Source organism: Caballeronia novacaledonica (assembly GCF_900258035.1).
Taxonomy (GTDB): domain Bacteria; phylum Pseudomonadota; class Gammaproteobacteria; order Burkholderiales; family Burkholderiaceae; genus Caballeronia; species Caballeronia novacaledonica.
The window spans coordinates 67,468-85,222 of record NZ_OGTP01000006.1 but is presented as its reverse complement, the minus strand read 5'-3'; the positions used below and the strand labels follow the sequence as shown (position 1 = coordinate 85,222).

The following is a 17,755-nucleotide window of genomic DNA, read 5'->3' as shown; positions in this document are numbered from 1 at the left end:
CGTGGGCATTTCGTCAAAAATTTAGAACGCCAAAGGGTTAGGTCGGCGATTTCGCCTGGTGTGTCGTTTAGGTGACTGAGGCGAATTTGTTTCTGTAATGTTTTATGCTGGCGGGATCGTGTTTTTTCAGTATTAGAGCGTAGCGATCAATGTCTGCGCATAACGAAGACGTCGCGCGGACGAACCGCCGGCGAGTAAAAAAGTTCAAGACGACAAGCATGAGAAAGCTGGCGGTGATGCATAAGGAAGGTTTCGGATCCGACTCGCGCGGGGCGATCGCGGGCATGGCGCTCGTGGCGGCGATGGCAGCGGCATTGGCCGGCTGTACGTCGACGCCGCGCACGCCCGCGCCGATCGTCGAGAATTCGGCGTTGAACGCGCCGCCGGTCGTGCAGGGCGCATCGCCGGGCGTGACGCCCGCACCGGTCGTGCCGCTCGGACCGACGACCGCCGCGCCGGTCGAACCCGGCTTCTATCGCGTGAAGCCGGGCGACACGCTTTTTGCCATTTCGCGCACCTTCAGGCAGAAGCCCGCCGATCTGGCCCGGTGGAACACGCTACCGGAAAACAATCAGGTGAACGTCGGGCAGGTGTTGCGTGTCGTGCCGCCGGGTGCATCGGTGACGGCTTCGGGCGCGTCGGTCACATCGAAGACGGCGCAGCCGCCGCTCTTGCCGACGCCGGATAAATCGACGGCGCAAAAGCCGGCCGCGGCGAACGAAGAACCGCCGCCGGCCGTTGCCGCGAGCGCGTCGAAGGGCACCTTCGTCTGGCCCGTTCGCGGCGAAGTCGTGCGCAAGTTCGGCGCGAGCGGCAACAAGGGCATCGATATCGAAGGCAAGGTCGGACAGCCTGTCAAGGCGGCCGCGCCGGGCAAGGTGGTGTACGCGGGCAACGGCTTGCGTTCGTACGGGCGCATGATCATCGTCAAGCATGGCAACGACTATCTGACCGCCTACGCGTACAACGATAAATTGCTCGTGAAGGAAGGCGATACGGTGAAGCAGGGCGCCACCATCGCGGACATGGGCACCGGGCCGACCGGCACGCCGGTGCTGCATTTCGAAGTGAGAAAGTCGGGTGCGGCCGTGGACCCGCTCCCGCTGCTCGGCGCCGCGGGCGGCTGATGCGATGCATGCAGGAAGGGGATGGAAGGTGAAGAAGATCGTAGTTGCCGCGCTGGCCGCGGTTTCGTTGACATCGCTGCTTTCGGGATGCGACCAGCAGCAGAGCGAGGAAGGATTGAACAAGCTCAAGGCATTTTTCAATGCAGTGAAGCCGGACAATCTGCTGCTCAAGAATCTGCAGCCCGGCGTCACGACCGAGGCGCAAATCCGCGATCAGATGGGCGAGCCGGAGACCGAGCGCGCGTTCACCGACGGCAGCAAGCGCCTGGAGTATCCGCGCGGGCCGGCGGGAACGACTACCTATATGGTCGATCTCGATTCGGACGGCCTCTTCGTCTCCGCGACGCAGGTGCTGACCGCGGAAAATTTCGCGAAGGTGCGGCCCGGCATGACGATGGATGAAGTGCGCAGACTGCTCGGCAAGCCGACCGAGATCGCGGAATATCGGCTGAAGAAGGAACGCGTCTGGAGCTGGCACTGGCTGGAAGACGGCGTCAATCAGGACGCGATGTTCAACGCGCATTTCGGGCCCGACGGCATCGTGGTGACGACCTCGCGCTCCGAAGCGATCCGCGGCGGTCAACGCTGACTTAGAAGCACTGGAACGATGAGCGATTACGTCATCAGCAACACGCGCCTTCGTCTGATGGACGAGGCGTCGCGCTATCGCGACGACGCGCAGTGCGACGCCGGCGAGAAAGCGATCACTCGCTGGGACTGCGACCGTGGGCATCGCTGGGACAAGACGCTGGGCGTCGCGCAGAACGTGCGCTGCATGAATTGCGCGTCCGAGCGGCTCGAACTGGAAACGAAGCGCCTGCGCGAAGTGGCGCAGGTGCGCGGCGGCGCGTTGCTCTCGCGCGCCTATGTCGACGCCGCGACGCCACTGCGCTGGCAATGCGCACACGGCCACGTGTGGGACGAGCTTCCCGGCAAGGTGAGCCGTCGCTGGTGCGTCGAATGCGCCGAGACCGTCTTCGCGGACTTCCGCTGATCGTTTCGCGGACTTGCATTTCGCGTGCGGCGTAACGGCATCCGAAGCGTGCGGCGCACCTGACGCGGCAAAAGAAAAAGCCGGCGGCTGCCGGCTTTTGAGCTTCTTTGTCGGGGCGCTGGCCTCCTTCGCCTGCTACTCGTCGTGTCGTCGGCAAAAACGCGCGCTTTGGTTTTAGTTGTCGCGCTGTGTTTCTTCCCGCCACCCGCTCGAGTGCTGCCCATCCTGTTTCGTCGGTCTCTCGGCGCGTTTTACTGCTTCCCCCCGTGCGCTGAAATAAGTATTGCCAAAGGCCATTCCTAAGAATGTACGCTCGCAAACACATGCGCAATTGATAAGCGCATTGAGGGTAAGCACCGAACCCGTGCGATCTTCAGCCTGCCGACGAAACCGCTTGCGCGCGTCCGATGCCCGAACGCATGTTCGCCGCGACGAGCGATTGCGTGACCATGCGCGCTTCGGCCTGCGCGATGTGTTCGAGCGTCGCGTCTTCCAGTTGCAGCGAGAACACGGCGAGTGCGGTGCAAAGCCGCGCGTGTTCATCGGCGTCGAGCGTCCAGACAGCGTCGGCCGAATGACGCGCATCGAGTTCCACCAGCGCCTCGTGTGCGAGCGTGATGACGTCTTCGCATTCAGGCGCGTGGCCGAGCTGGCAGAGTTCTTCCGCGACCAGCATGTGACGGCACAGCGTCATGAAGAGCGGCTGCGAGCCGTGTCCGCGATGAAACGCGTCGAGCGCCACATAACAACGCAGCAGCATTGCATCGACCATCGGTTCGCGCGTGGCGCGGCTGTACGTCAGCGCGCGCAGCAGCGGCGACATCGCGGGACGGGCGGATTTCATGTTCGTCGATTTCTTCTTCACGGCAGTACTCCCGAAAGAGGTGTTCGCGCGGGCCGGGGCTGTCTGTTGCGCCGGGGCGCTGTATCGCTGGATGCGTTTGACGTGGGAAGCATCATCGCACCGGAAAATTAGGTTTGTCTTAAGGCGCGCCGCGCTCGCTCAGCCGATCGCCGCGCGCGGCTTCGTAATTGAAACTGCGATCTCGCGAACGGCGTTCATGACAGCGACTCCTGTGGGTGCCTGCCAGCTATAACGCCGCCCGGCGCGGACGGTGTACGCGATTGCTGTGACATTTGTAAGCAATCGTCGCGACGCGCGTGGTTTCGGTGAGGATTAGGGCGAATACATATGTTGCTAATATTTTGTTGATGGCAACATATGTATCAATTCACATGGAACGAGGTCGTCATGAAATCCACGTCGCTGCTCGCATCGTCTGTCGCGTTCGCCGCGTTGTCGCTCGTCGTCGGAACGAGCTACGGGCAGGACGGACAGCCGACGCTCGCCAAGATTCAGAGCGTCAACCTGATCGCGATCGGCCATCGCGAAACGTCGGTGCCGTTCTCGTATGTCGATGCGAACAACGACGTCGTCGGCTTTTCGCAGGATTTGTGCAACAAGGTGATCGACGCGGTCAAGGCGAAGACGAAGCATCCGGATTTGCGCGTGCGCTTCATTCCGGTGACGTCGCAGAACCGTATTTCGCTCGTGCAGAACGGCACGGTCGATCTCGAATGCGGCGTGACGACTAATCTCACGTCGCGGCAGAATCAGGTCGCGTTTTCCGACACGTTCTTCGTCGCGACGACGCGCCTGCTCACGAAGAAAGATTCCGGCATCAAGGATTTTCCGGATCTCGCGGGCAAGACCGTCGTGACGAATCAGGGCACGACGTCCGAGCGCCTTCTGCGCAAGATGAACGAAGAGAAGAAGATGAACATGAGCATCATCAGCGCGAAGGACTACGGCGAAGGGCGCGCGACGCTCGAAACCGGCCGCGCGGTCGCCTACATGATGGATGACGTGCTGCTCGCGGGCACGCGCTCGCTGACTGCGAAGCCGTCGGACTGGGTGCTCGTCGGCACGCCGCAGTCGTCGGAGGCGTACGGCTTCATGATGCGCAAGGACGATCCGGAATTCAAAAAGCTCGTCGATGACGCGATGAGCCAGGTGATGAAGAGCGCCGAGATCAAAACGATTTACGACAAGTGGTTCATGAAGCCCGTCCCGCCGAAGAACATCAACTTCGATTTTCCGATGAGCGAGACGACGCAGAAACTCTATGCCCAGCCGAACGACAAGGCGTTCGAGTGAGGCTCAATCCGCGAAGGGCAGCGCCGTCTGCCCTTCGGCGCGCATGTTGAAAGTGTTGAGCGTCATCGCGACGAGCGCGTAATAGCCCAGCAAGCCGACGAGATTTACCACGACCGTATGTCCGAAGCGCGCGACGGCGGCGTCGTACGTTGTGTCGCTTACGCGCTTCGTATCGTAGAGTTCGGTCGCGAAATCGAAGATGAGCTTGTCGTCGGCGTCGGCGAAAACGGGCGTCTGGCCGGTGCGCAAGGCTTCGGCGAGATCGGCGGGCACGCCGGCATCGAGCGCGATCGGCTGATGAATATGCCATTCCGCCTGCGAGCGCCAGCGCGCCGCGGTCACGAGAATCGCGAGTTCGGAAAGCCGCAGCGGCAGGCCCGTCTTGTAGCGGCAGAATGCGCCGAGTTTTTGCGCGTTCTGCGCGAGTTCCGGGCTGAAGATCCAGCCGAGAAACGGGCCGTTGAGACTGCCGCGCGGGCCGCTCAGGATGTCGTGCAGCACCGCTTTTTGTTCGTCCGAGGCGGTGGCGCTGTCGAAGTCGGGAAGCCGTTTGCTCATGATCATTCTCATGCAATGGTGGAAAGCGCGCCGTCGATGGCGTCGGAAAGCCGCTCGACGATCGTCTCGATCTGATCGCCCGTCGTGATGAACGGCGGCGCGATGAGCACATGATCGCCGGTCCGGCCATCGACGGTGCCGCCCATCGGATAGACCATGAGGCCGCGCTTCATCGCCTCGCGCTTGATGACGGCGTGCAGTTTGTGCTTCGGATCGAACGGCGTCTTGCTCTCGCGATCTTTCACGAGTTCGACGCCGGTGAGAAGGCCGCGCCCGCGCACGTCGCCGATGAACGGATGATTCACCTGGCGCTCGCGCAGCAGCGCGCGCAGTTGCTCGCCGCGCGCTCTCACGTTGTCGAGCAGCCTGTCTTCGGCGATCACTTTCTGCACTTCGAGCGACGCCGCGCACGCCGTCGCGTGGCCGATATACGTGTGACCGTGCTGAAAGAAGCCCGAGCCGCCGACGATCGTGTCGAAGATCGCGTTGCTGACGAGCGTCGCGCCGATCGGCTGATAGCCCGCGCCGAGACCTTTCGCGATCGTGAGAATATCGGGCGACACGCCGTCTTCCTCGCACGCGAACAGATAGCCGGTGCGGCCCATGCCGGACATCACTTCGTCGAGGATCAGCAGCACGCCGTACTTGTCGCAGACCGCGCGGATCTTGCGGAAGTACTCGCGCACCGGCGGCACCGCGCCCGCCGTCGCGCCGACGACCGTTTCCGCGACGAACGCCGCCACCGATTCCGCGCCGAGTTCGAGAATTTTCGCTTCGAGTTCGTCGGCGAGGCGTTGCGCGAAGGCTTCATCGGATTCGCCCGCCTGCTGCTCGCGATATGCGAAGCAGGGCGTGACGTGATGCGCTTCGATCAGCATCGGCAGGAACGGTTCGCGCCGCCATGCGTTGCCGCCGATTGCGAGCGCGCCGAGCGTATTGCCGTGATAGCTCTGGCGACGCGCGATGAAATGCCGCCGCTGCGGCTCTCCCTTCTCGACGAAATACTGACGCGCGAGCTTGAGCGCGGCTTCCATCGCTTCCGAACCGCCGGAGACGAAATAGACGTGACCGAGATCTTTCGGCGCTTGCTCGACGAGCAGATCCGCGAGTGCTTCCGCGGGTTCGGTCGTGAAGAACGACGAGTGCGCGTAGGGCAATTGCTGAACCTGACGCTGGATGGCGCCGATCACGCGCGGATGGCTGTGACCGAGACACGAGACGGCCGCGCCGCCGCATGCGTCGATGTAGCGCTTGCCCGTCGAATCGACGATCTCGATGCCGTCGCCGCGCACGGCGACAGGAAGCTTGGCGCGCGGCGCGCGATGAAATACCGTGGACATGGCTCGTGCCTCTTGAATGTGTTCGCAACACGCGATGCGTCATTCTAGCTCGAAAACAACATATGTTGTCAAAAGGCTAGCTCGCCGCGTAGGCGCCTTGCGAATGCAGCGCGGCTTCGGCCTGCTCGAGATTGGCGACCGCGTCCTTGCCTTCGAGCGCGAGCAGATGCGCGACGAGCATTTCCGCCAGCGCCGACGCCGCGACGAGCGACGGAAAGAACGACGGCGATTCGTGCGAGAAGATCAGCGTGTGATCGGCGTTCAACGCGATGGGCGACACGGCGCTGTCCGTGAGCGCGACGAGTTTCGCGCCGCGCTCGCTCGCCGCCTGCGCGACGCGCACCGCTTCGACGGAATACGGCGCGAAGCTGACGACGACAACGGCGTGCCGCTTTTCGATGCCGCGCAACTGCATTTCGAGCGTGCCGGCTTCACCGCTGACGAGGCTCACGGACGGACGGAACAAGCGATAACCATAGAGCAGGCTGAACGCGACCGGATAGCACGACCGAAAGCCCGCGACGTGGACATGCGGCGCTTTCTTCAATGCCTTCGCCGCGTCGACGACGCTCTCGGCGTTTTGCGCGAGCGTGAGGTCGAGATTGTGCGACTGCGCTTGAGCGAGATCGCGGCCCAGATGATTGTCGGCGCCGCTTTTGACGAGCGAGCGGGCGCGCGTCGTCAGCGGTTCGGGACGCGTGCGCACGCGGCTGACGAAGATCTCGCGCAGTTCGTTCCAGCCGGGAAAGCCGAGTTGTTGCGCGAGGCGGACCATCGCGGCGGGCTGCACCTTCGCGCGTTCGGCGACCTTGCGCATCGAGAGGACGGCGACCTCATCGGGATAGTCGAGCAGAAACGCGGCGCCGGCCTGGAACTGCGGGCTCAGGCCGGGGAAACGGTCGCGGATGGACGCGGCGAGTTGGTCGAAGGTGGGCACGTTGGAGTCGGGATGAGGCGGACGTGCTATTTAAGCATGAGCGCGGCGGGGAACGCGCGAGAGAGGGGAAAGCAAAAAGCCGCTGTTTCGTGAGAAACAGCGGCTTTTTTAACAACTTGGTGGCGAATCAGGGATTCGAACCCCGGACCTGCGGATTATGATTCCGTCGCTCTAACCGGCTGAGCTAATTCGCCGAAACAGAACGAGATTATGGCGAGCGGCGAACGGGCTGTCAACCCCTTCTACGCGATTTGTTAAAAGATCCTCGCCGAACGCCGATCAATCCTCGTGATAGACATTCGACTTGCGCGTGTCCTTCACGAACAACATGCCGATCACGAACGTCGCCAGCGCGATCACGATCGGATACCACAAGCCCGAGTAGATATCGCCCCTGGCCGCGACGATCGCGAAGGCCGTCGCCGGCAGGAAGCCGCCGAACCAGCCATTGCCGATGTGATACGGCAGCGACATCGACGTATAGCGGATCCGCGCCGGGAACATCTCGACCAGCATCGCCGCGATCGGGCCGTACACCATCGTCACGAAGATCACGAGGATCGTCAGGACGACGATCGCCATCGGCCAGTTGATCAACGCAGGATCGGCCTTCGCCGGATAGCCCGCGCTCTTCAGCGTGCCCGCCAGCGTCTTGTCGAACGCCGCGCCTTGCGCCTTGGCATCGGTGGTTTTGCCGTCGTACGTGTTCACCACCGTCTCGCCGACCTTGATCTGCGCGAGCGTGCCCGCCGGCGCCGCCACGTTCTCATAGTTCAAGCCCGCCTTCGACAGCGCGCTCTTCGCGATATCGCACGACGACGTGAACTTCGACGTGCCCACCGGATTGAACTGGAACGAGCATTCGTCCGGATTCGCGATCACGACGATCGGCGACTTCTGCGTCGCGGCTTCGAGCGTCGGGTTCGTGTAGTGCGCGAGCGCCTTGAAGAGCGGGAAGAAGGAGAGCGCGGCGATCAGGCAGCCCGCCATGATGATCGGCTTGCGCCCGATACGATCCGAGAGCGAGCCGAAGAACACGAAGAACGGCGTGCCGATCAGGAGCGCCACCGCGACCATGATGTTCGCGCTGGTGCCATCGACCTTCAGCGTCTGCGTGAGGAAGAAGAGCGAATAGAACTGGCCCGTGTACCACACGACCGCCTGGCCCGCCGTCAGACCGAAGAGCGCGAGCAGCACGATCTTCAGGTTCTTCCACTCGCCGAACGCTTCCGTGAGCGGCGCCTTGGAGGTCTTGCCTTCCGCCTTGATGCGCTCGAACACCGGCGACTCGTGCAGCTTCATGCGAATCCACACGGAGATCGCGAGCAGCAGGATCGACACGAGGAACGGAATGCGCCACGCCCACGCGCCGAACTGTTCCTCGCCGACGGCAGTGCGCACCGCGAGAATCACGATCAGCGAGATGAACAGGCCGAGCGTGGCCGTGGTCTGGATCCACGCCGTCCACGCGCCGCGCTTGTTCGAAGGCGCGTGCTCTGCCACATACGTCGCCGCGCCGCCGTACTCGCCGCCGAGCGCGAGCCCCTGCAACAAGCGCATCGCGATGAAGATGACCGGCGCCGCGATGCCGATCGTCGCGTATCCCGGCAGGAAGCCGATCAGGAACGTCGACAGACCCATGATCACGATGGTCACGAGGAACGTGTACTTGCGCCCGACCATGTCGCCGAGCCGGCCGAACACGATCGCGCCGAACGGACGCACCGCGAAGCCCGCCGCGAAACCCAGCAACGTGAAGATGAAGCCGGCCGTCGGGTTGACGCCCGAGAAGAAGGTCTTGCTGATGTAGACGGCGAGCGAGCCCGCCAGATAGAAGTCATACCATTCGAACACCGTGCCGAGCGACGAGGCGAAGATGACTTTCTTCTCCTCCGCCGTCATCGGTGCGTGTGACACGCGCCCCTCAACCGTAGCCATGTATCGTCTCCTGATTTGAATTTTCGAATACATCGGTCCGCAACTAGGCGGCTCCGGTGCAAAGATTATTGGAACGAAAACTTACGGCGTTCTGACGCGGCGCATAAACGGGCAAATTCAGTGTTATAAGGCGATTTGCGCGGAACTGATCGCCATGTTATTCGAACGTTCGTCTAAATTCTTCTAATGTCGCTCTTCTTGCGCGACGAAAAAGATCCCGCGACGCTTGCGCTCAGGGTTTGTCCCGGGCAGGAAAAACCCGCTGGAGGCTGACCCGCACAAGGGTTCCGGCGAGTTTCGGGCTCTGCTGATACACGTGATCCTCGATGGCGAGCGCGCCGCCATGCATCGTCGCGATCTCCTTGACGATCGCGAGCCCGAGCCCGCTGCCGTCGCCCTCGCGCCCGAGAATGCGGTAGAAGCGCTCGACCACGCGCGCGCGCTCGGCCGCCGGAATGCCCAGGCCCGTGTCTTCCACTTCGAGATGCACGAGATCGAGATCGGTGTCGTCGGTCCGCACGCGCACCGTGATGCGACCGCCCGCCGGCGTGTAGCGAATCGCGTTGTCGATCAGGTTCGACAGCATCTCCCGCAGCATCACCACGTTGCCTTCCACTTCGACCGGAAACGGCGGCTCTTCGTAACCGAGGTCCATGCGCTTGGCGAGCGCGGCCTGCACCCAGTCGCGCACGGCGAGGCGCGCGAGATCCGTCAGCACGATGGGCGTGAATATCTGCCCCGTCGCGCGATTCTCGGCGCGCGCGAGCGCGAGCAGTTGCGTCACGAGGCGCGCGGCGTGCTCGGAACTCGTGGCGATCTGTTCGAGCGAGCGCTGCACTTCCGCCGACACGTCCTGGCGCATCGCCAGTTCCGCCTGCATGCGCAGGCCCGCGAGCGGCGTCTTCATCTGATGCGCGGCATCGGCGATGAAGCGTTTCTGGAACTCCATGTTCTGTTCGAGGCGCGTGAGCAGATCGTTGAACGACGCGACGAGCGGCGCGATCTCCGGCGGCGCGCTGCCCGCCTGGAGCGGCGAGAGATCGTCGGGGCGGCGCGCGCGGATGTTCGACTGCAGCGCATGCAGCGGCGCGAGCCCGCGCGACAGCCCGAACCATACGAGGATGATGGCGAGCGGCAGGATCACGAACTGCGGCAGGATCACGCCCTTGATGATGTCGTTGGCGAGCTGGCTGCGCTTGTCGAGCGTTTCGGCGACCTGCACGAGCACCGGCTGCGTGCTGCCCGGATCGCGTCCGGGCGCGAGATCGGGCAGATCGACCGTCGTGTACGCGACGCGAATGTCGTTGCCGCGCAGCACGTCGTCGCGAAATTCGACGATGCCCGGCTGCGGACGATCGTCGTCGTGCGGCAAGGGCATGTCGCGGTCGCCGCCGACCAGCTCGCCGCGCGTGCCGAGCACCTGGAAGAACACGCTGTCGACGTTATCGGCGCGCAGGAAATCGCGCGTCGCATCGGGCAGGCGCAATTCGGCGACGCCGTTGACCGGCTGAATCTGGCGCGCGAGCACATAGGCGTCGGCTTCGAGCGCGCGGTCGAAGGGCCCGTTCGCGATCGATTTCGCGACGAGATACGTCACCGCGATGCTCATCGGCCAGAGCAGCAGAAGCGGCGCGAGCATCCAGTCGAGAATCTCGCCGAAGAGCGAGCGCGGATGCGTCTCGCTGTCGGGTTCGAGTTCGTCGGGCGGCGCGAAGGGATTGGCGTAGCGCGCGTCGCGCAGGGCGTCGGAATCGTCGTTCGCTTGCGCGTTTCGCTGAGTTTCGTGGGAAACGGGCGACGCCATGCGGCCTACTTATAGTGATGGCTGGCGGACTCGCCGGCGTGTTGCGTGCCCGCGCCGTTCGCCGCGCCCGCTTTCTCCAGCGTGTAACCGAGGCCGCGTACCGTGATGATCTTCGCGCCGCTCGGCTCGATCTTTTTCCGCAGCCGATGCACGTAGACCTCGATCGCGTTGTTGCTGACTTCTTCGCCCCACTCGCACAGATGATTCACAAGCTGTTCCTTCGACACGAGCCGGCCGGTTCTTTGCAATAGCACTTCGAGCACGCCGAGCTCGCGCGCCGACAGATCGATGACCTGACCGCCGATCGTCGCGATCCGCCCGACCTGATCGAAGGACAGCGAGCCGTGCTTCACGACCGTCGGGCCGCCGCCCGCGCCGCGCCGTGTGAGCGCACGCACGCGTGCTTCGAGCTCGTTCAGCGCGAAGGGCTTGGCCATGTAGTCGTCCGCGCCGAGATCGAGGCCTTTGACGCGTTCATCGACGCTGTCGGCGGCGGTCAGGATCAGCACGGGCATCTGCGAGTTGCGCGCGCGCAGGCGGCGCAGGACTTCGAGGCCGGACATGAGCGGCAGGCCGAGATCGAGTATCAGCAGGTCGAACGTCTGCAGCGAAAGGGCGGTGTCCGCTTCGACGCCATGCTTCACATGGTCGACGGCGTATCCCGATTGGCGGAGTGATCGGACGAGGCCGTCCGCGAGTATGCTGTCGTCTTCGGCAATGAGGATTCGCATCGTCGTGTGCGCCTTATATTGCCGGCACCGTTTGTCGCCCGGCGCGGCGGTCTCCAGGTGTTTTGTAGTTTTCGCGCGGCGTGCGCGGCGTGGAAAAAAAGCCGCGCCACGTCGTGACATGCTTGCAAAAACTACTGTTTTTTTATACAGTGTCTGCGTGAGTGGTAAGCGCGGTTTTGTATGCTCGATCGAGCAACGGAAAGACCCGTGAACACTGCCTCAGACGCCGTTCATCATAGCAAAGGACGATTCATGGAAGAAAGCAAGAAAGGCCCGGCTGGAATGACTGCGGAAAAGAGCAAGGCCCTGGCCGCCGCGCTCTCGCAGATCGAAAAGCAATTCGGCAAAGGGTCGATCATGCGGCTCGGCGCAGGTGAGGCGGTCGAAGACATTCAGGTGGTCTCCACCGGTTCGCTCGGACTGGACATCGCGCTCGGCGTCGGCGGTTTGCCGCGCGGCCGTGTCGTGGAAATCTACGGTCCCGAGTCGTCGGGCAAGACCACGCTCACGCTGCAGGTGATCGCGGAGATGCAGAAGGTCGGCGGCACGGCGGCGTTCATCGACGCGGAACACGCGCTCGACGTTCAATACGCGGGCAAGCTCGGCGTGAACGTGCCCGAACTGCTGATTTCGCAGCCGGACACGGGCGAGCAGGCGCTGGAAATCGCGGATGCGCTGGTGCGCTCCGGCTCCATCGACATGATCGTCATCGACTCCGTGGCGGCGCTCGTGCCGAAGGCGGAAATCGAAGGCGAAATGGGAGACTCGCTCCCGGGTCTGCAAGCGCGTCTGATGTCGCAGGCGCTGCGCAAGCTCACCGGCACGATCAAGCGCACGAACTGCCTCGTGATCTTCATCAACCAGATCCGCATGAAGATCGGCGTGATGTTCGGCAACCCGGAAACCACTACGGGCGGTAACGCGCTCAAGTTCTATTCGTCGGTGCGTCTGGATATCCGCCGTATCGGCTCGATCAAGAAGAACGACGAAGTCATCGGTAACGAAACGCGCGTGAAGGTCGTGAAGAACAAGGTGTCGCCGCCGTTCCGCGAAGCCATCTTCGACATCCTTTACGGCGAAGGCATCTCGCGTCAGGGCGAAATCATCGATCTCGGCGTGCAGGCGAAGCTGGTCGACAAGGCCGGCGCCTGGTACAGCTACAACGGCGACCGCATCGGTCAAGGCAAGGACAACGCGCGCGAATTCCTGCGTGAGAATCCGGACATCGCACGCGAGATCGAGAACAAGATTCGCGCATCGCTGGGTGTGGCCGCGTTGGGCGAGGCGGTCGTCGCACGCGCCGAAACGGCTGACGACGAATAAACATCGGGCTTGAAGGGCGATGCAGAAGCGTCGGTTCGGATCGAAGGCTGACACGGCGGATGACGGAGCCGACAACGGTTCCGAGTCCGCCGATCGCTACGAACGAAGCAGCGAGCGACGTGGTGCATCGTCGAAGCCCGGTGGCCTCAAACACGGTAATAGGCGACGCGCCGACGCGAATTCATTCGCGTCGGCGCGTCGCGTTTTTGAGCCTGCCAAAGACGGCGACGGCGGTGCGAACGCGAGCGATCGCGCCGCGCGACTGGAGCAAGCGCGCGCTTTGATGAAGCAGGCCAGCGAGCAGCCGAAAGCGCGTTCCGCACCAAGCAAGCCCTCCGAACCCAATCACTTCACCGACCCATCCGAAGACGCCGATCCTTTCGAGCCGTTCGAGCAATGCGCGCCGTCCGAGCCACCACGCGCCGAATCGGGCGAACCGGTCTATAGCCGCTCGAGCCAGCGCACCCGAAAGACGTCGGCAAGCGAAGCCAGCAATCCCAAACGCCCGCAACGCTCATTGAAGGGGCGCGCGCTCGCTTTTCTCTCGCGGCGCGAGTACAGCCGCGCGGAGTTGTCGCGCAAGTTGCGTCCGTACGTCGAAGAAGCCGATTCGCTCGAATCGTTGCTCGACAGCCTCGAACGCGATGGCTGGCTGTCGAACGAGCGCTTCGTCGAGAGCGTGGTGCACCGGCGGGCGTCGCGCATGGGCGGCAGCAGGATCATCAACGAACTGAAGCGCCATGCCGTTGGCGATGCGCTCATCAGCGAAACCGCCGACAAACTCGCGCAATCCGAAACCGCGCGTGCCCAGGCCGTGTGGGAGAAGAAGTATGGCGTGCCGCCGGAGACGCCCGCCGAGCGGGCGAAGCATGCGCGTTTCCTGGCCGCGCGCGGCTTTTCCAGCGGCACGATCGGCAAGATCCTGAAGGGCGGCGACGAAGACTGGAGCGAAGAGATCGTCGACGACTGAGCGCCGATCCCTCTGCGGCAAGGTCCATGCCCGGCTCCAAATACCCAATATGCTAAAATTCCATGGTTTTCTCCGCACCGGCTCACTTCCAGCATGCCTCTCTCGCCTCCCGCTCCCCGACAATTGCGCCATCGTCGCGCGATTCGGCTGGAAGCGTTCGAGCGTGACGACAGCCTGTGGGATATCGAAGCCTGTCTAACCGATGAGAAGCCGCGCGACTTTCGCCTCGCGACGGGCGTCCGGCCACACGGCCTGCCGATCCATGAACTCTGGCTGCGCATCACCATCGACCGCAAGCTCACCATCGTCGACGTCGAAGCATCGTCGAACTGGTCGCCGTATGGCGCGCTGTGCGCCGAGTCCAATCCGGTCTATCGCAAGCTCATCGGGCTCAACCTGCTCCAAAGTTTTCGCCGCGAAGCCAGCAAGCTGCTGCGCGGCGCGGCCGGGTGCACGCATCTCACCGAATTGTGTGGCGTCCTGCCGACCGCAGCCATTCAGGCATTCGCGGGCGACGTCTGGCAGATCGAGGACGGCAATCCGTTCAATCATTCCGACGCCGCCGATCCCTCCGCGACCACGCCGGACGAGCCGCCATTTCAGCTCGGCCGATGCCACGCGTTGCGTTTCGACGGTCCCGCAGTCAAGGAGTATTACCCGCGCTGGTTCGGCCACGCGCCGGCCGGGCAAACGGATAGCGGCACAACGGTACAAGACAGGCCGGAGACAAAGTCCGCCTCGTAGCGCGCAGGCAGCGCGTGCGCGCACGCACGGAATTCAAAGAAGAATCGAAAATCAGCGGTTCAAGCACACAGAAGTTCACTCCAACTCTCAGACTGAAGGAATCACGCATGAAGATTCACGAGTACCAGGGTAAGGAAATCCTGCGGAAATTCGGCGTCGCGGTCCCGCGCGGCAAACCCGTGTTCTCGGTGGATGATGCGGTCAAGGCCGCGGAAGAGCTGGGCGGCCCGGTTTGGGTCGTCAAGGCGCAGATTCACGCCGGCGGCCGCGGTAAGGGCGGCGGCGTGAAGGTCGCGAAGTCGATCGAACAGGTCCGCGAATACGCGAACCAGATCCTCGGCATGCAGCTCGTCACGCACCAGACCGGCCCCGAAGGCCAGAAGGTGAATCGCCTGCTGATCGAAGAAGGCGCGGACATCAAGAAGGAACTGTACGTCGGCCTCGTGCTCGACCGCGTTTCGCAGAAGATCGTCGTGATGGCGTCGAGCGAAGGCGGCATGGACATCGAAGAAGTCGCGGAAAAGACGCCCGAGCTGCTGCACAAGTTCGCCGTCGAGCCGTCGACCGGCCTGCAAGACGCAGACGCCGATGACCTCGCACGAAAGATCGGCATTCCCGACGCATCGATCCCGCAAGCGCGCGCGATCCTGCAAGGCCTGTACAAGGCGTTCTTCGAAACCGACGCATCGCTCGCGGAAATCAACCCGCTGATCCTGACCGGCGAAGGCAAGGTCATCGCGCTCGACGCCAAGTTCAACTTCGATGCGAACGCGCTCTTCCGTCACCCGGAAATCGTCGCGTATCGCGATCTGGACGAAGAAGATCCGGCTGAAGTCGAAGCGTCGAAGTTCGACCTCGCGTACATCTCGCTCGACGGCAACATCGGCTGTCTCGTGAACGGCGCGGGCCTCGCGATGGCAACGATGGACACCATCAAGCTGTTCGGCGGCGAGCCGGCCAACTTCCTGGACGTCGGCGGCGGCGCGACGACGGAGAAGGTGACCGAAGCGTTCAAGCTGATGCTGAAGAACCCGAACCTGAAGGCGATTCTGGTGAACATCTTCGGCGGCATCATGCGCTGCGACGTGATCGCGGAAGGCGTGATCGTGGCGTCGAAGGCCGTGGACCTGAAGGTGCCGCTCGTCGTGCGCATGAAGGGCACGAACGAAGACCTCGGCAAGAAGATGCTGGCCGACTCGGGCCTGCCGATCATCTCGGCGGACAGCATGGAAGAAGCCGCGCAGAAGGTCGTCGCGGCAGCCGAAGGCAAGTAAGCGCATTTTCGCTTACCGAGCCTAAGAGAGCGTTCCACCAGATACGAATGGCGGTCGCCGGGCGCGAGCCCGGGCGACGCCAAACGAACAGAGGTCACTACATGTCGATTCTGATCAACAAAGACACGAAGGTCATCACGCAGGGCATCACCGGCAAGACCGGCCAGTTCCACACGCGCGCGTGCCGCGAATACGCGAACGGCCGTGAGGCGTACGTCGCGGGCGTGAATCCGAAGAAGGCCGGCGAAGATTTCGAAGGCATTCCCATCTACGCATCGGTCAAGGAAGCGAAGGCCGAAACCGGCGCGACCGTTTCGGTGATCTACGTGCCGCCCGCGGGCGCAGCCGCCGCGATCTGGGAAGCCGTCGAGGCCGATCTCGATCTCGCGATCTGCATCACGGAAGGCATTCCGGTTCGCGACATGCTCGAAATCAAGGACCGCATGCGCCGCGAAAACCGCAAGACGCTGCTGCTCGGACCGAACTGCCCCGGCACGATCACGCCGGACGAGCTGAAGATCGGCATCATGCCGGGTCACATCCACAAGAAGGGCCGCATCGGCGTGGTGTCGCGTTCGGGCACGCTGACGTATGAAGCAGTCGGCCAACTGACGGCGCTGGGCCTCGGCCAGTCGTCGGCGGTGGGTATCGGCGGCGATCCGATCAACGGTCTCAAGCACATCGACGTGATGAAGATGTTCAACGACGATCCGGACACGGACGCCGTCATCATGATCGGCGAGATCGGCGGTCCGGACGAGGCGAACGCCGCTTACTGGATCAAGGACAACATGAAGAAGCCGGTCGTCGGCTTCATCGCCGGCGTCACGGCGCCTCCGGGCAAGCGCATGGGCCACGCAGGCGCGCTGATCTCGGGCGGTGCGGACACGGCGGACGCCAAGCTCGAAATCATGGACGCGTGCGGCATCAAGGTCACGAAGAATCCTTCGGAGATGGCGCGTCTCTTGAAGTCGGTTCTCTGACATCGAGCGGGCAAAGTACACGAGGGTTTGGTACTCTTACTGATTCCTTTCGTATAAGCCGACCCAAGCGAGGGAGCATTGCTTCCTCGCTTTTTTTATTTTTGCCTCATGTTCGAATTTTTCTCGACGCTCCATTGGGGCGCGGTCGTCCAGATCATCGTGATCGACATCCTGCTCGGCGGCGACAACGCCGTCGTGATCGCGCTCGCGTGCCGCAATCTTCCGGACCGGCAGCGCACGCGCGGCATCGTGTTCGGAACGCTCGGCGCGATCATTCTGCGCGTCGTGCTGATCGCGTTTGCCGTGATGCTGCTCGACATTCCGTTTCTCAAGTTCTGCGGCGGCGTGCTGCTTCTGTGGATCGGCGTGAAGCTGATGCAGCCCGACCATGACGAGCATCAGATCAACGCGTCGGACCGTTTGTGGGCGGCGGTGAAGACGATCATCATCGCCGATGCCGTGATGAGCCTGGACAACGTGATCGCGATCGCCGGCGCGGCCGAGGCCGCCGATCCGCGTCATCGGCTCGCACTGGTGATCTTCGGGCTGATCGTGAGCATTCCGCTCATCGTGTGGGGCAGTACGCTGGTGCTGAAGCTGCTGGACCGTTTTCCGGTCGTCGTGCTGCTCGGCGCGGGTCTGCTCGGCTGGATCGCGGGCGGACTCATCATCGACGATCCGTTCATCGACCGATGGCCCGCGCTCAACACCGAGTTCGCCGCTTACGCGGCGCGCGTCGCCGGGGCGTTCTTCGTCATTGCGTTGGGCTGGCTGCTCAAGCGCCGCGCGCTCGCCGGCGGCAGCCGCGCGACGGGCTGACCGTTCGCGTTGGCGAAATCTCCTAGGCCGTTCGGCTGACTGTCGGCTGCGTCAC

The 17,755-nt window shown here is 63.1% G+C and carries 17 protein-coding genes and 1 tRNA gene; 10 read left to right on the top strand and 8 right to left on the bottom strand.

Annotated elements, in window-relative coordinates; genetic code table 11:
• Nucleotides 1-218 precede the first annotated feature (218 nt).
• Genes NOV72_RS11370 through NOV72_RS11360 form a run of 3 tightly spaced genes read left to right on the top strand, consistent with a single transcriptional unit; the run spans nt 219 to nt 2,121 of the window.
• Nucleotides 219-1,127: a peptidoglycan DD-metalloendopeptidase family protein gene (locus tag NOV72_RS11370; RefSeq protein ID WP_106854689.1), complete on the top strand. Its 909-nt coding sequence runs from the start codon at nt 219-221 to the stop codon at nt 1,125-1,127.
• 28 nt (nt 1,128-1,155) lie between these two features.
• On the top strand, nt 1,156-1,716 hold the full coding sequence (bamE, locus tag NOV72_RS11365; protein ID WP_106854688.1) for an outer membrane protein assembly factor BamE domain-containing protein: 561 nt from the start codon (nt 1,156-1,158) through the stop codon (nt 1,714-1,716).
• An 18-nt stretch (nt 1,717-1,734) separates the two neighbouring features.
• Entirely contained in the window at nt 1,735-2,121 is a 387-nt protein-coding gene (locus tag NOV72_RS11360; RefSeq protein WP_106854687.1) for a hypothetical protein, read from the top strand.
• A 373-nt stretch (nt 2,122-2,494) separates the two neighbouring features.
• Here the strand turns inward: NOV72_RS11360 and NOV72_RS11355 are convergent, their stop codons facing one another.
• A complete protein-coding gene (locus NOV72_RS11355) occupies nt 2,495-2,986 on the bottom strand; it encodes a hypothetical protein (RefSeq protein ID WP_106854686.1) in 492 nt (163 codons plus the stop codon).
• Nucleotides 2,987-3,373: 387 nt separating this feature from the next.
• On the opposite strand from NOV72_RS11355, the gene NOV72_RS11345 reads away from it, so the two are divergent.
• Nucleotides 3,374-4,279 carry a glutamate/aspartate ABC transporter substrate-binding protein gene (locus NOV72_RS11345; protein ID WP_106854858.1) on the top strand — a complete coding sequence of 302 codons (906 nt, stop codon included), beginning with the start codon at nt 3,374-3,376 and terminating at the stop codon, nt 4,277-4,279.
• Between the two features lie 3 nt (nt 4,280-4,282).
• Here NOV72_RS11345 and NOV72_RS11340 read toward each other — a convergent pair whose 3' ends face one another.
• The 7 genes from NOV72_RS11340 to NOV72_RS11310 all read right to left on the bottom strand — a co-directional run bounded on the left by NOV72_RS11340 (nt 4,283) and on the right by NOV72_RS11310 (nt 11,587).
• On the bottom strand, nt 4,283-4,837 hold the full coding sequence (locus NOV72_RS11340) for a carboxymuconolactone decarboxylase family protein (RefSeq protein WP_106854857.1): 555 nt from the start codon (nt 4,835-4,837) through the stop codon (nt 4,283-4,285).
• An 8-nt stretch (nt 4,838-4,845) separates the two neighbouring features.
• Nucleotides 4,846-6,177 carry an aspartate aminotransferase family protein gene (locus NOV72_RS11335; RefSeq protein WP_106854684.1) on the bottom strand — a complete coding sequence of 444 codons (1,332 nt, stop codon included), beginning with the start codon at nt 6,175-6,177 and terminating at the stop codon, nt 4,846-4,848.
• A 76-nt stretch (nt 6,178-6,253) separates the two neighbouring features.
• The gene (locus NOV72_RS11330; protein WP_106854683.1) at nt 6,254-7,114 is read right to left on the bottom strand and encodes a MurR/RpiR family transcriptional regulator; all 861 of its coding nucleotides are present in this window, start codon (nt 7,112-7,114) and stop codon (nt 6,254-6,256) included.
• Between the two features lie 117 nt (nt 7,115-7,231).
• Nucleotides 7,232-7,308 (bottom strand) — tRNA-Met (locus NOV72_RS11325).
• An 85-nt stretch (nt 7,309-7,393) separates the two neighbouring features.
• Nucleotides 7,394-9,052, bottom strand: coding sequence for an MFS transporter (locus tag NOV72_RS11320; protein ID WP_106854682.1), 1,659 nt, complete (start codon nt 9,050-9,052; stop codon nt 7,394-7,396).
• A gap of 232 nt (nt 9,053-9,284) precedes the next feature.
• Nucleotides 9,285-10,856 carry a sensor histidine kinase gene (locus tag NOV72_RS11315; protein ID WP_245932990.1) on the bottom strand — a complete coding sequence of 524 codons (1,572 nt, stop codon included), beginning with the start codon at nt 10,854-10,856 and terminating at the stop codon, nt 9,285-9,287.
• A 5-nt stretch (nt 10,857-10,861) separates the two neighbouring features.
• Entirely contained in the window at nt 10,862-11,587 is a 726-nt protein-coding gene (locus tag NOV72_RS11310; protein ID WP_106854681.1) for a response regulator transcription factor, read from the bottom strand.
• A gap of 252 nt (nt 11,588-11,839) precedes the next feature.
• On the opposite strand from NOV72_RS11310, the gene recA reads away from it, so the two are divergent.
• The 6 genes from recA (at nt 11,840) to NOV72_RS11280 (ending at nt 17,700) form a co-directional block, all read left to right on the top strand.
• Nucleotides 11,840-12,910, top strand: coding sequence for a recombinase RecA (gene recA, locus NOV72_RS11305; protein WP_106854680.1), 1,071 nt, complete (start codon nt 11,840-11,842; stop codon nt 12,908-12,910).
• Nucleotides 12,911-12,929: 19 nt separating this feature from the next.
• Nucleotides 12,930-13,880 carry a recombination regulator RecX gene (recX, locus tag NOV72_RS11300; RefSeq protein WP_106854679.1) on the top strand — a complete coding sequence of 317 codons (951 nt, stop codon included), beginning with the start codon at nt 12,930-12,932 and terminating at the stop codon, nt 13,878-13,880.
• Between the two features lie 93 nt (nt 13,881-13,973).
• Nucleotides 13,974-14,624 carry a DUF2889 domain-containing protein gene (locus tag NOV72_RS11295; protein ID WP_106854678.1) on the top strand — a complete coding sequence of 217 codons (651 nt, stop codon included), beginning with the start codon at nt 13,974-13,976 and terminating at the stop codon, nt 14,622-14,624.
• A 92-nt stretch (nt 14,625-14,716) separates the two neighbouring features.
• Nucleotides 14,717-15,898 carry an ADP-forming succinate--CoA ligase subunit beta gene (sucC, locus tag NOV72_RS11290; protein ID WP_342753393.1) on the top strand — a complete coding sequence of 394 codons (1,182 nt, stop codon included), beginning with the start codon at nt 14,717-14,719 and terminating at the stop codon, nt 15,896-15,898.
• Nucleotides 15,899-15,999: 101 nt separating this feature from the next.
• Complete coding sequence (sucD, locus tag NOV72_RS11285) at nt 16,000-16,881, top strand: succinate--CoA ligase subunit alpha (protein WP_035497975.1); 882 nt, start codon at nt 16,000-16,002, stop codon at nt 16,879-16,881.
• 108 nt (nt 16,882-16,989) lie between these two features.
• Nucleotides 16,990-17,700 (top strand): TerC family protein, encoded by a 711-nt coding sequence (locus tag NOV72_RS11280; RefSeq protein ID WP_106854676.1) that lies wholly within the window; start codon nt 16,990-16,992, stop codon nt 17,698-17,700.
• Nucleotides 17,701-17,755: the final 55 nt, after the last annotated feature.